The organism is Mariniflexile soesokkakense, from assembly GCF_039650365.1.
Classification (GTDB): domain Bacteria; phylum Bacteroidota; class Bacteroidia; order Flavobacteriales; family Flavobacteriaceae; genus Mariniflexile; species Mariniflexile soesokkakense.
On the sequence record NZ_JAZHYP010000002.1, the window covers coordinates 496507 to 510434 of the forward strand.

At 35.1% G+C, this 13928-nt stretch carries 8 protein-coding genes; 1 reads left to right on the forward strand and 7 read right to left on the reverse strand.

Annotated elements, in window-relative coordinates:
* Nucleotides 1-72: 72 nt before the first annotated feature.
* The 7 genes from VP395_RS05875 to VP395_RS05905 all read right to left on the reverse strand — a co-directional run bounded on the left by VP395_RS05875 (nt 73) and on the right by VP395_RS05905 (nt 12428).
* On the reverse strand, nt 73-1608 hold the full coding sequence (locus tag VP395_RS05875; protein ID WP_346240819.1) for an aldehyde dehydrogenase (NADP(+)): 1536 nt from the start codon (nt 1606-1608) through the stop codon (nt 73-75).
* Nucleotides 1609-1615: 7 nt separating this feature from the next.
* Nucleotides 1616-2539: a 5-dehydro-4-deoxyglucarate dehydratase gene (locus VP395_RS05880; protein ID WP_346240820.1), complete on the reverse strand. Its 924-nt coding sequence runs from the start codon at nt 2537-2539 to the stop codon at nt 1616-1618.
* Nucleotides 2540-2655: 116 nt separating this feature from the next.
* Complete coding sequence (gene garD, locus VP395_RS05885) at nt 2656-4182, reverse strand: galactarate dehydratase (protein ID WP_346240821.1); 1527 nt, start codon at nt 4180-4182, stop codon at nt 2656-2658.
* A gap of 6 nt (nt 4183-4188) precedes the next feature.
* Nucleotides 4189-5619, reverse strand: a complete 1431-nt coding sequence (locus VP395_RS05890) for a GntP family permease (RefSeq protein ID WP_346240822.1) — start codon at nt 5617-5619, stop codon at nt 4189-4191.
* Between the two features lie 12 nt (nt 5620-5631).
* Nucleotides 5632-6864 carry a glycoside hydrolase family 88/105 protein gene (locus VP395_RS05895; protein ID WP_346240823.1) on the reverse strand — a complete coding sequence of 411 codons (1233 nt, stop codon included), beginning with the start codon at nt 6862-6864 and terminating at the stop codon, nt 5632-5634.
* Nucleotides 6865-6971: 107 nt separating this feature from the next.
* Nucleotides 6972-9089 (reverse strand): RagB/SusD family nutrient uptake outer membrane protein, encoded by a 2118-nt coding sequence (locus VP395_RS05900; protein WP_346240824.1) that lies wholly within the window; start codon nt 9087-9089, stop codon nt 6972-6974.
* Between the two features lie 18 nt (nt 9090-9107).
* A complete protein-coding gene (locus VP395_RS05905; RefSeq protein WP_346240825.1) occupies nt 9108-12428 on the reverse strand; it encodes a SusC/RagA family TonB-linked outer membrane protein in 3321 nt (1106 codons plus the stop codon).
* Nucleotides 12429-12867: 439 nt separating this feature from the next.
* Between VP395_RS05905 and VP395_RS05910 the strand changes: the two genes are divergently transcribed.
* Nucleotides 12868-13908 (forward strand): LacI family DNA-binding transcriptional regulator, encoded by a 1041-nt coding sequence (locus VP395_RS05910; protein ID WP_346240826.1) that lies wholly within the window; start codon nt 12868-12870, stop codon nt 13906-13908.
* Nucleotides 13909-13928: the final 20 nt, after the last annotated feature.

Below are 13928 nucleotides of genomic sequence, written 5' to 3' on the forward strand. Positions count from 1 at the left end.
ATTAACCCACTGAAAACAAAAAAGCTGTTTCTTTTAAAAGAAACAGCTTTTTTAATATAAAATCTTAAAATATTATTTTTCCAAATTCCCATTAACCAAACGCCAAATATTTAATTTATTTTCTGCTTTAAGTGCATCTGGCAAAAAAGCATCCGGATAATCCTGAAAACACACTGGGCGCACAAAACGCTTTATGGCATTGGTGCCTACGGATGTTGAATTAGGCGCTGTAGTTGCAGGATATGGGCCACCATGCACCATAGAATGGCAAACCTCTACACCTGTAGGATACCCATTTATTACAATACGCCCTACTTTCAATTCTAAAATATCAAAAAGTTCTTTATATTCTTTAAAATCCTCATCGGTACCATGAATGGTTGCCGTTAAATGACCTTCTAAGTTTCTGGCAGCTTCAAGTATCTCATTTTTTGAAGACGCCTCAACGAATACACTCGATGGCCCAAAGTTTTCTTCTGATAAAGATTGGTTTTTTGTAAAATTCTCAATGGACGTTTTAAATACTTTAGGAACAGCACTATTTGCTGATTCTCCAGACAAACCAGATGCGAGTTCTTCAACATTATTAATTGCTAATGTATTTGCAACTCCGTTATTAAAAGCTTTTAATATATTTGACGTTAACATCGTTCCAGAAGGTGTTCCTTTTATTCCGTTAGCTAAGTTAGTATAAAACGTATCAATGCTTTCCGATTTTTGTAAAAATGAAAGTCCAGGATTGGTACAAAATTGCCCCACACCTAATGTGATAGACCCTGCCATTCCTGATGCAATTTCTTCACCTCTTTCTTTTAATGCTTGCGGCAAAATAAATACCGGGTTGGTACTTCCCATTTCAGCAAAAACCGGGATTGGTTCTGGCCTGCTATTGGCATAATCAAATAATGCTTTACCACCTCTATAAGAACCCGTAAACCCTACTGCTTTAATATTGGGATGCTTAACCAGTGCTTCCCCAACTTCGTTAGAGCTACCATGAAGCAAAGCGAAAACACCCTCTGGCATACCTGATTTTTTTGCTGCTTTTATGATGGCGTTACCTACCATTTCTGAAGTTCCTGGATGAGCTGGATGTCCTTTAAAAACTACGGGGCATCCTGATGCTAATGCAGAAGCTGTATCACCTCCAGCCACTGAAAATGCCAAAGGAAAATTACTTGCGCCAAAAACAGCTACCGGGCCTAATGGCAAAAGCATGTGCCTAATATCCGATTTTGGAATTGGTGCTCTATCTGGAATGGCTGTATCAATTCTTGCATCTACCCAAGAGCCTTCGCGAACCACTGTGGCAAATAATTTTAATTGATTCATGGTTCTGCCTCTTTCGCCTTGAAGCCTTCCTAATGGTAAAGCTGTTTCTAGATGGCACCTTTCTAAAAGGGCATCGCCAAGATTTAATATTTCTTCAGCTATTTCATCTAAAAAATTAGCAATGCTTTGGTTATCTTTTTTTCGGTAACTTTCAAAAGCAATAACCGCTTTTTGAACAGCTTCGTCAACTTGCACCTTAGATGCATTGATAAATTCACCTTCTAGTTTTTCATTGGTTAAGGCATTTATTCCGTAAAAAATTGTGTCTGTACTCATAAAAATTCTATTTTATTAAAGTTCCCGCTTTATCAATTAATTTTTTAAGCACTTCTACCTCATCAGTATTAGGTACTGGTAATGGAGCTCTAACATCGCCTGCACTTTTACCTATTATTTTGGCTCCTGCTTTAATTAAACTTACAGCATATCCTTGGGAATTACTTCTCAACTTTACAAAAGGAATAAAAAATTCTTTAATAATCAAATTAACAGCTTCCTTATCTCCGGCTCTTAACGATTTATAAAAATGGTTTGCCATTTCTGGCACAAAATTAAATACTGCCGAAGAATAGGTGTTCACACCAATTGACAAATATGCTTCAGAAATAATTTCGGCTGTTGGCACGCCACCAATATAAATTAAACGATTTCCAACGGTTTTAATGGTTGTATTTAATGCTTCCATGTTACCCGTTCCATCTTTTAAGGCTATAAAATTAGGACAAGCATCGGCTAACTTTTGAATATATTCAGCCGGAAGGATTCCATTGGCACGATTGTAATAAATGACTGGTAAATTTGTGTTTTGCATAATGGTTTTAGCATACTCAAAAACTCCTTCTTTAGCACATTCTGTAAGATATGGAGGCATTAAAAGAAGCGCATCTATACCCGCTTTTTCTGCAATGGATGCAAATTCAATAGCTTCTGGAATACTTCTACCAACACTTGATATGGTTGGAACTTTACTTTTTACAGTTTCCGAAGTGACTTTAACGATGCTTATATATTCATCTTTAGATAGTGAGAAAAACTCACCTGTACCACCAGCTACAAATATGGATGACACTTGATGACTCATAAACCACTCTAATCTATCGGCAAACGTTACGCTGTTAAATTGCCCTTTATCATCTAAATCGGTTACTGGAAATGATAATAACCCATCGGCCAAAGCACTTTTTATTCTTTCTAAACTTAGTTTCATCTGTTTATATTTTTTGTTTTTCATCTGTCAGATGGAACATCCATACAATCATTCTTCTCTGTGACTAAATTGTAGCCATGGATGTTTCATTATTTAATAATTTTAATATTTTTCTATTATGTTAAAGGTCCTGGATTAAACAACACTAAATCGTTGTGCAACCCTAATTTATCGCAAGCCACTTGTTTTTTTCCACTGGCAACATCCAATATCATTTGGAACAACTCCCAACCCATGGCTTCGATTGTTTTTTCACCTGTTGCTATTTTTCCTGCGTCAAAGTCTATTAAATCAAACCATCTATTACTTAGTTTTGAATTTGAACCTACTTTTATAACAGGTACCATGGCTAATCCATAAGGCGTACCACGACCGGTCATAAATAAATGTACGTTCATACCCGCTGCTAACTGTAAAGTCCCACAAGCAAAATCGCTTGCAGGAGTTGCTGCAAATGTTAATCCTTTTTTTCTAATCTTTTCTCCAGGTTTTAAAACATCTACAATGGTACTTGTACCCGATTTGGCAACGGACCCCAAAGATTTTTCAACAATAGTACTTAACCCTCCTTTTTTATTTCCTGGTGTTGTGTTGGCACTTCGGTCTGCACTACCTTGAAGCAAATAGTCATCATACCATTTCATTTCTTGTAATAATGCTTTGGCAACCGTAGCGTTTTCGGTTCTAGGAACTAATAAATGAATGGCATCTCTTACCTCGGTAACTTCGGAAAACATGACACTACCTCCTGCCCGGACTATTAAATCGGCTGCAAATCCAGCAGCTGGATTCGCAGTTAAACCTGAAAACGCATCACTCCCTCCACATTGCATGCCCACTACTAAACTGGAAGCAGAACAGGTTTCTCTTTTTCGCTTGTTTAATTTTTCTAAATGGACTTGAGCTGTTTTCAAAATACCTTCAACCATTTCATTAAATCCGTGAAACGATTCGTCTTGCATATAAGTAATACTATCACCCGATTTTTTATCTTCACTTACTATACGTTCTGGTCGTAACTTTTCACAACCTAAACCAATGACCATGATTTCACCGCCAAAATTTGGATTTGTTGCTATATTTTGAATGGTTCTAATAGGAACAATGGCTGCAGGTGCTTCTATGGCAACTCCACATCCGTAACTGTGATTTAAAGCAACTACATCATCTACGTTTTTATACAACGGAAGCAAGTCTTGCTTAATTTTTTTAACTACATATTCGGTTGTCCCCGCTACACATTGTACACTTGTAGAAATGCCTAAAACGTTTTTTGTTCCAACAGTTCCATCAGTATTTTTGTAACCTTCAAACGTATAGCCTTCTAATGGTACTATTTCAATATTTTTAGTTTCAGGCATTGAAATATATTCCAATTCGGGCGGTTTGGGTAATAATATATTGGTTTCGTTAATCCATGCTCCTTGTTTCAAATTTTTATCGGCATACCCAATAACTTCTCCGTACCTAATAATTTCCTGACCCTCATTTATATCATGTAAAGCCACTTTATGTCCATTAGGCACAAACTCTAAAAGTGCAAAACCAAAATCAACTAATGTTCCTTTTTGCATACCAATTTCATTGGCTACAATTCCAACATTATCCTTTTCGGTTGTTTTAATTAATATATTCTTATTCATTTTTAATTATATGAAAGGGAACAGTTTTGATAAAATCATGATTGAAAACAACCCACCAAATGCCATGACCATTAATAGTATAGAAAAATGGCGGATGGTTTCCTTTTCTTCCATACCACTCATTTTTGTTATAATCCAAAAAGCACTATCATTCATCCAAGCAAATATTTTAGAGCCACATCCAATTACCAAAGCTAAATAAACTGGATGAAACGCTAAACCTGCACTTGCAACTCCACTCATAATCCCTATAGTTGTTACCATGGCTATGGTAGCAGAGCCCTGTGCTGTTCTAACGGCAGCTGTTATAAAAAATGCCATAGGCAAAATAGCCATTTGATAATTTGCGGATAACTCTTGTATTCTTATACCAACACCTGTTTGCTGAAGCATTTGCCCAAACACACCACCAGCCGAGGTAATTAAAATTATCATTCCTGCACTGGTTAAGGATTCATACATGTATTTTTTAAATGTTTCCAAATCTAAAATCCTAGACCACATTAAATACATAGCAATTAATGCCGAAATAAATAAAGCAATATTTGGATCTCCTAATACCGAAAAAACAGAAACAACATTTGTTTGTAAATCGCTTAAGTTGTGATGTGCTTCAGAAAACATTTTTGAAAATGTATTTCCAGTTATTAATAGAATAGGGAGCACTACAGGAAGTAAAGATAGCCACAATTTGGGTAAATCTTTATTCTCTTTTTCTGAAATTTGTTTAAGTTCATCTATACTTATATCTGGCGTACTGCGCATAGGTAAATCCCACTTTAAGTTTGCCCAAACAGCATACCCATAACCGCATAAAACGGTAATTAAACCTATAACGATACCGCCAATCATCATGGTTCCTAAATCAATATTCATGGTTTCTGCTACAAATAATGGCCCTGGAGTTGGAGGTATTAACGAATGTGCCATAACTCCCCCCGCAATTACTACCATTAAATATAAACTAAACTTTTTAGGATTCTTAATTCCCATAGATTTTATAACAGGTATCATTAAATAAAAAACCGTGTCGAAAAAAACGGGAATTGCTAGTGTAAAGCTACTAAATAGCAAGGCAATGGCACTGTTCTTCTTCCCAAACAACTTTAATAAACTCCTAACAATGCGTTCGGCTCCACCACTCCGCATTAGCGATGTGCCAATAACGGATGCTAAAGCAATTAAAATACCTATTTTACCACTTGTATTACCGAAAGCATCACCTAAACGCTTGCCGACTGATACTTTAGAAAATTCTAAAGCTTTTTGTTCAGACATGCCGCTATTTAGTGCGAAATTATAAATAAGGTCTGGAGATGTTAAAAAAGCTGTTACTAAAGCCGCTAAGAGTAACGATATAACCGCATGCATTCGTAATACTATAATACAAAACAGCACTACAGCCGTTCCTATTAATATGATTAAAATTGGATCCATAAATGCTGTTTGTTATCTATTTAATTCAAGTGCTGCCATAATAAATGGGCCTAATCCATGAGAATTATCTGTTAAAATAGGCTCGCTTAAATAATACTCATACGAACCATCTCTATAAGGATCACCTCCCAAACCGGCACTTTTGCATATTTGATTTAAATGAATTTCGCCATCTTCATCAACTGTTATTAATTTGCTAACTAAACCATCAAATCCTTTATTAGCAACAGTCTCAAATTTAGCTGGTAAATATCCTTTATGTGCACCTTTTGCAAATGCATATACAAACATTGAAGAACCAGAAGCCTCTAAATAATTCCCTTCTCTTTCTTGCATATTTGGAACTTGATACCATAATCCTGATTCATCTTGAAAATTGCTTGCCGCTTCAGCTAGTTCATTTAGATATGCAACAAATTGTTGATGCTTGGGATGTTCTTTAGGTAAATAGTCTAGAACATCAACCAATGCCATGGCATACCAGCCTAAAGCTCTTAACCAAATATTAGGTGCACATCCTGTTTCTTTATTAGCCCAAGGCATTTGTTTACTTTCATCCCAGGCATGCAAATACAATCCTGTATTTTTATCAAAAGCATGGTCATGTAATAACTTAAATTGATGCGCTATATCATCAATGTTTTTTCCGTTTTCATATTTAACAGTATATTGTGCATAAAATGGCTCGCCCATATACAATCCATCCAACCACATTTGGTTGGGATATATTTTTTTGTGCCAAAACCCTCCAGATTTAGTTCTAGGTTGGCCATCTAATTGTTTTCTTAGTGTTTTAAGTGCAATTAAATATTTTTCATCTTGAGTTTTATCATAAAGATTGAAAAGCAGTTTGCCAGAATTTATTAAATCGATATTGTAGCTTTCAAGTTCATACCCTTTGATAGTTCCCGTACTATCAATCATGGTATCTACAAAATCCTTAATGTAGTTATAGTATGTTTCATTTTTAGTTGACTCATAAAGTCTTTCATAGGCTTTTAAAACCAATCCAACTTTATATTCCCATTTTGGTGCCTCAATATGATCGATATCCCATACTTGTGGGTTGCGCTTTATTATTGAAAGTGCCATTCTATCAGACCAATTTAAAGTATCTGAAATTACAACTTCCTTTATATGGCCCTCTAATTCGTCATTTTGTTTCTTTTCTTGCTTACAGGAAACCATTAAAGTTGTACCATAAAATGTTATTAGAATAAGTCCTATTTGTTTTATTAATCTCATAATTCTAAAGTTAGTTTAGTCATTTAAATATTTATATAATAAATAACCCGCTAATTTAGTATAGCGGGTTATTTTAATTCTATTAATCAATCTTATAGTTATAAGAACTATTCAGATGCATGTCCGTAACCTTGTGTTAGATTTCCGTTTGAAGTACTTAATGTTGAATATGACAATGGCATTATATAGCGTGGTGGTACACCAGCAGCAAAAGAACCATCAGGATATCCTAAGAAAAAGTCATCCGTATACTCTACTTTGTTAGCAACAAGATTGCTACCCCAAGGTGCTTTAACATACCCATCTGCTAAAAGTGCTAAACCTTCAGCACTCGCAGGATCAATATATCTGAACATACCTTTAATAGCTATATGGTTTTTTTGCAATGCAGGTGATAATGTAGCAAGATAATCTGCCCATCCATTGTTGGTACCTCTCCATCCCGGAACTAAAACAGGATACTTAGAATCTGATTCCGTAAGACCGGCAGGCGTTTGATATGTTAATAAATCTAACCCTGGATCTACATCTTTAATTTTAAGATTTTTTGTAAAAACAAAACTAGAGATTTGAACGCCATTAGGGAATGTATAATACCCATTTGTTTCCAAACCAGCTATCATAGCTCTCATATTGTTTCGCATTTCTTGGATGTGTTTTGGGAATGTACCGAAAAGAATGGTATCCCAACGTCTCTTACCTTCACCACCTGTTTCAAGTTTAAGCTCTTGCTCAATACCATTTAACAAAGTTTGACCAGACATTCCATCCACGTAAGCAGTAACCTTTGTTGCTTGATTTGCTGCAGAGAAAGCACGTGCACGTACTTTTTTGAAATATGTTTTAGCTGTAGCTTCATCACCAGTAGCTGCTGCCGCATAAGCAAGGTCTAACATTACTTCTCCTAAACGTACTTGCTGCCAGTTCACACCAGATTGACGTTGTCTTGGAATATATGGATCATTCATTCTAGATTCATCAAATTTATTACTAGCTAGCCCCCCTTTTTCACGGTTACCACGAGCAAAACTCATTAATATTTCACCGGCCTTACCAGTATTACCGGTAAAACAAGCGGTAACATCACGACGTTTATCAGCAGGGTCGAAATCACCAAAAATATAATATGGATTTATACGTCCTTGACCATAACATTTATTTGGATGATCATTTGAACCAGCACCTCCCGAAGGACGACCCCAAGAGTATGGCCAATCTGAATTTTGTGTACGTGTATATCCAGCTTCAAATAAAGATTCTGGACTCACTTCTAAATCTAAAAGTTTTTGGAAGTTTAATTGGAATGGATTATCAAATTTAGCACCTCTGGTGTCCGTTTCAATTAAATATGCAGATCCTGGGTTATTAACTACTTTTAAGAAGTATTCTTTTGCAGTTTGCATATAACTTTGCCAGTTCGTATTTCTAACATATTTAGCTTTCCAAGTTGAATTTTCTTGTCCCCATTGATCAAAAGTTATGTTGCCATAATCGAAATCTGTACGACGTAATTGATAGCCGGCAGCATCAAATGCTAATCTTCCAGTTAAATAATCTGCGTAATTTCCAGAAAAACGTTCTGCTGTTAAATTACCTCCTAATCTATACATTAATGGTGCTGCTTTTTTAAGAGCCGCAATCTCACCATCATAAACTTTATCACGAACAGTAAAGCCTAATGTATCTGTTTGGGCCGTACTTGTTATTGGATAATCAAAATAAGGCACATCACCAAAATACATAATTAACAATTTATAATTGGTCGCTCTATGGCAAAGAGCTTCACCATAAAGTTGTGTCCATGCATTAGCTGTTCCTGAAGTTACAGCTTTTTGGTATTCAGGATTTGACTCTAAAGCTCGCATCATAATGTTAGCTCTATTGATTATTTCATAACCTTCATTCCAAGTATTAAGGGCGTTACCATCGTTAATATCATAAGGAACCGGAAAAAGACCCATAGGTATATGACGTGCTTGTGCAGAATAAGGCTCGGGATGGTGTTCAGAATCTGAACCTACAGACACGACATCGTAATATAAGTTTTTATCTAAATCGTGCCATATGTCATACATACCAGCCAACACTTTGGTAGCCTCTTCTGGCGTACCAAATACAAAATTATCATCAACACTAGATGGCGCCTGCACATCTAGAAAGTCCTTCTCACACGATATATTCATCAGAACACATGCCGTGAGGATAAAATAAAATAGTTTTTTCATAATTTAATTTTTTATATATTAAAATTCAATATTTAAACCAAACGTAAATGTACGTGGACGCGGATATGCATTTAAATCAAGTCCTGGAGTTGGTAAACGAAAATTATTGAATGCGCCACCGGCATTACTTGCTTCATTAACATTTATTTCAGGATCAAAACCTTTGTATCCGGTTATTGTAAAGGCATTAAAAACAGAACTATATACTCGGAATTTATCAATTCCAAACTTATCAACAACACTTTGAGGAAGCGTATATCCTAATGTAAATGTGTTCAACCTTAAATAAGACCCATCCTCTATACCAAAAGAAGATGCCAAACCATTTTCCGGGTAAGGTAAAAACGTTGTTGCATTCGCATTAAGCGCATCTAAAGCGGCTGGATCTACAACTTTTGTTAATTGTCCATTTACTATATCGTAAATTTTGTAAGCACCTGTAAGTTCGTTATATCTATTTCTATACAAACCTTGCTCTTTAGTTCCTTGGTACGCTTCAACATGAGATGCATTGTAGATATCATTTCCTACACTCCAAGTAAAATCAAAATTAAAATCAAATTGTTTGTAATTTCCTGCAAGGTTAAAACCTCCTGTATGTGCAGGATTTGCATCACCAGTAACAGTAATATCCTCAGCATTAATAATACCATCACCATTAATATCTCTAACTTTTTGCACACCTGGATATTCTGATTGTCCAGCTGGTTTATTTGCAACAGTACCATAAACTGTACCCAAAATACCAGATTCTATTTTAGGCACACCAGCTTTAGTGGTATAGGTTTGAGTACTTGGATTATAATCAAAATCATCCGTAGTATACCAACCTTCATGTATATAGCCGCGGAATAGTCCAACAGGTTGACCTTCTTCAAGGAAATAATCTTCTCTTGGATTAAAATAAACCCCTCCAAAACCAGAGCTGTATTTTCCATCTATACTAGGGTCTAATTCATCAACATTACCTTTATTAACGTTGATATTGATACTAGCCATTAAATTAAAATCTTCCGATCTTATAATATCACCATTTAATGACAACTCAATACCCTTATTACTTGTTTGCCCAATATTAGCATATGCATATTGAAAACCAGTAAGTGCAGGCACAGGTTGAATCATAAGTAAATCTTTAACGGTATTTTTATAAAGCTCCAATGTACCGTTTAATTTTCTACCAAATAATTGAAAATCGAAACCAAGGTTTCTAGAAATAGTTGTTTCCCATTTTAAGTCTGGGTTTGCAATACTGCTAGTTGCAGGAATATAGGCAGGTTGTTGTACATCGTTTAAAGACCATCTAACAGTACTTGGTCTCCAATTTTGTTTCCATAATTCAGCACTAATACCGTCATTCCCTACAGAACCATACGAAAAACGTACTTTTAAATCATCTAACCAGCTCACATTTTTTAAGAAATCTTCTTCTGAAGCTCTCCATGCAATAGCACCTGCTGGAAAATATCCCCAACGGTTAGCTTCTGCAAACCTTGAAGAGCCATCGGCACGAAAAGTACCTGTTAATAAGTATCTATCTTTGAAACCATAATTAAGACGGCCAAATAAAGACTGTAACCTATTTGGTGTTCCTCCTGCAGTCGATAAATCATAAAATTGAGTACCTGGCTCTTGATTATAAGAACCCATATTGCTCCATGCGCGTTCAGCATCAAAAGAAACAGGGTAGTATTGACCTGCTACTCTTACTGATTCTGAACCAGAATCGGCTACTTCATATCCACCTAAAATGCCTAGTTTATGATTTTCACCTAAACCTTGAATATCATAGTTTAAAGTACTAGCCCATCTATAGTTCCATCCTTGTCTTTGCTCAACAGTTGCATCTCCTCCCTGAAGTGGATTTCCATCATTATCAAGACGATTCAAAGCAGTGGGACCTCTCCAACCTTTTGAATTAGACCAATCAGACACTAATTGGATTTCAGTTCTAGCGGTCAATCCTGAAACTATTTCCCAACTTAATGAACCACTTCCAACTAAAGAGCGGCTTAATCCGATATTTTTAGTATCATTTAATATAGAAATTGGGCTAAAGGCATCTTGAAGAATGCCATTAAAATCTCCCAATTGTGTATTTACTGTTATATCACTCTCACCCAATACATCTGAAGAGTTAATAGGACGAAAGTAATAAGCATGCGAATCGCCACCATTGTTACCTCTTTCTATTTGAGAATAACGTGTATTTAACGAAAACTTAACTTTTTCGCCCAAATTTTGATCTAGTTTAAACTGTGCATTTGTTCTTTCAAAAGACGACCCCACTTTATTTCCTTCTTGATCTAGGTAATTTACAGCAAATAAATATCTCGTATTTTCTGTACCACCTGAAACGTTGAAATTATGGTTATGACTAAATGCACTATTATATAGTTCTTTATTATAATCGCGACTAGAAACTGTTTTATAATAATCTATTCCAGCAGCGTTAGAGAAATTGGCACTTTGTGGCCCGATAGCCCACAATTTTTCCCAGGCATCTCTATAACCAGAACCAATGGCATCAGCATACCCCCAGTTATAGGCTATATAATCATACCCGTTCATAATTGGCACATACTCAGGTATCACACTAAACTGTGTATAACCGTTGTAAGACACTTTTGTTTTACCAACTCTACCACCTTTAGTAGTTACGATAATAACCCCATTGGCTCCACGTGCCCCATAGATAGCTGTAGAAGAAGCGTCTTTAAGCACATCAATACTTTGAATTTGATCACCTGGTATATCACTTATTGTATTAACCGCAAATCCGTCAACAATAAAAAGTGGTTGATTACTTTGGGTAATTGAACCTCCACCACGAACGCGAATGGAAATATCGGCTCCTGGACGACCATCTTGTGATACAACACGTACCCCAGGCAATTTTCCTTGTAAAGCTTGTGCTGCATCAGCAACAGGAACAGCTGCAAGCTTCTCGCCAGTTACTGAAGATATAGCTCCGGTAACATCTCGTCTAGTAGTGCTACCATATCCAACTACCACCACTTCATCTAAGACATTTTTATCTTCAGCAAGACTTACGTTTATAGTATTTTTCCCTTTAACCGCAACTTCTTGAGTTTTGTACCCAAGAAAACTGAATACTAAAACATCGTTAGCATTAACCGCTATTGAGTAATTCCCATCAAAATCTGTTGCAGTTCCCTTTGTTGTGTTTTTTACAACTATCGACACTCCTGGTAATGGTATTCCAGATTCATCTGAAACAACTCCTTTTACATTGGACGTGTTTTGCCCATAAATTGGCAAGCAAAATATTACACCTATTAACAGTAAATAATATTTGAAATTCATTTTTGTCTTCATTTTTGTTTAGTTTGGCTTTTGTTTTTTATTGTTTAGTTTAAAGTGATTGTAACTGTCTTTAAGCATAGGCATTTTAAATTTTTAATTAAACAATTATTACTCTTTTTAACAGATCTCACAAAAAAAAAGTAATCAATCTCCGATTTTATTTACTAAAATCTTTGATTATTTACTAAATATTTTTGAAAAACACAAAATTAAAAATGCAATCGATTACAACAAAAATAAAAAAAAATATATATATTGCACTATCATTTCTTAATTTTTTCTTAAAAAAACAAAGAGGATATTTTAAATAACCTAAAAAAAGACGGTATAAAATTAAATAATGAGATTTATTGCCCCAATAAAATATCTATTGTTAATAACCAATAAATAATTAAACTTTTATGTAACAAATTAATAAGTTTGCATTTACATAAAACTAGCCAATTAACTCATGGGAAAAAAAACAACCATATATGATATAGCTGAAAAGCTTAATATAACTGCAGCTACTGTGTCCAGGGCTTTAAATGGTAATTCTAAAATAAGCGAAAAAACTCGAAAATTGGTTAATGATACTGCTAAAGAAATGAATTATGAGCAAAACAAACTTGCTCTAGCACTTAAAAGCGGAAAAAGTTTTAACGTTGGGGTTATAGTACCTCGTATTGACACCAATTTTTTTGCGTCGGTAATTCGTGGTATTGAAGATGAGTTACACCCTAACGGATACCATGTTATTATTTGCCAAACCCACGATCAAGAGAACTTAGAAATTGAAAATATTAACTCGTTATTAAACGCTCAGGTAGATGGCATTTTAATGTCTATATCTAACTCGAAATTAGAAACAAATCAGCATTTTCAAAAGCTCCTTAAAAAAGGTGTTCCTTTAATATTTTTCGATAGAAAAAAAGATATCGCTGGAGTTAGTTCTGTAACCATTGATGATTTTAAAGGAGCCTATGAAGCAACTCAACATTTAATAGATCAAGGATGCAAGCGCATTGCTCATTATTCAAGTAATCGTGATATTCTAATTTTCAAAAATAGATATTTGGGTTATAAACAAGCCATTATTGACAATGGACTTGAGTTTGATGAAACCCTAGTTATTGAAACCATAAGTAAAATTATAGAAGGTAGAAAAATAACAAAACAACTTTTGGCTATGAAAAACCCACCGGATGCCATATTTTCTGTAAGCGATTTTACAGCATTGGGTGCTATAGAAGAAATTAAAGCCCATGGACTTAAAATACCTGAAGATATAAGTGTTGTTGGTTTTAGTAACGAACCATTTACCAGATTTATGGAACTTTCTATTTCCTCTGTGGATCAATCACCTATAGAGATGGGTAGAATTTCAGCACAAGTTTTTTTAGAAGAAGCTAATAACAGTAAAAAAATAAAATCTGAAAAACAGGTTGTTTTATCACCTGAACTAATAATTAGAGATTCTTCATTAAAGTCTAAGGTACTAGTAGATAATTAGCTAGCAATTACTCTTAAATA

Excerpts from the sequence above, each read along its gene's own strand:
- VP395_RS05875 (WP_346240819.1), bottom strand. The coding sequence starts at position 1,608 with ATGAGTACAGACACAATTTTTTACGGAATAAATGCCTTAACCAATGAA.
- VP395_RS05880 (WP_346240820.1), bottom strand. The coding sequence starts at position 2,539 with ATGAAACTAAGTTTAGAAAGAATAAAAAGTGCTTTGGCCGATGGGTTA.
- garD (WP_346240821.1), bottom strand. The coding sequence starts at position 4,182 with ATGAATAAGAATATATTAATTAAAACAACCGAAAAGGATAATGTTGGA.
- VP395_RS05890 (WP_346240822.1), bottom strand. The coding sequence starts at position 5,619 with ATGGATCCAATTTTAATCATATTAATAGGAACGGCTGTAGTGCTGTTT.
- VP395_RS05895 (WP_346240823.1), bottom strand. The coding sequence starts at position 6,864 with ATGAGATTAATAAAACAAATAGGACTTATTCTAATAACATTTTATGGT.
- VP395_RS05900 (WP_346240824.1), bottom strand. The coding sequence starts at position 9,089 with ATGAAAAAACTATTTTATTTTATCCTCACGGCATGTGTTCTGATGAAT.
- VP395_RS05905 (WP_346240825.1), bottom strand. The coding sequence starts at position 12,428 with ATGAAGACAAAAATGAATTTCAAATATTATTTACTGTTAATAGGTGTA.
- VP395_RS05910 (WP_346240826.1), top strand. The coding sequence starts at position 12,868 with ATGGGAAAAAAAACAACCATATATGATATAGCTGAAAAGCTTAATATA.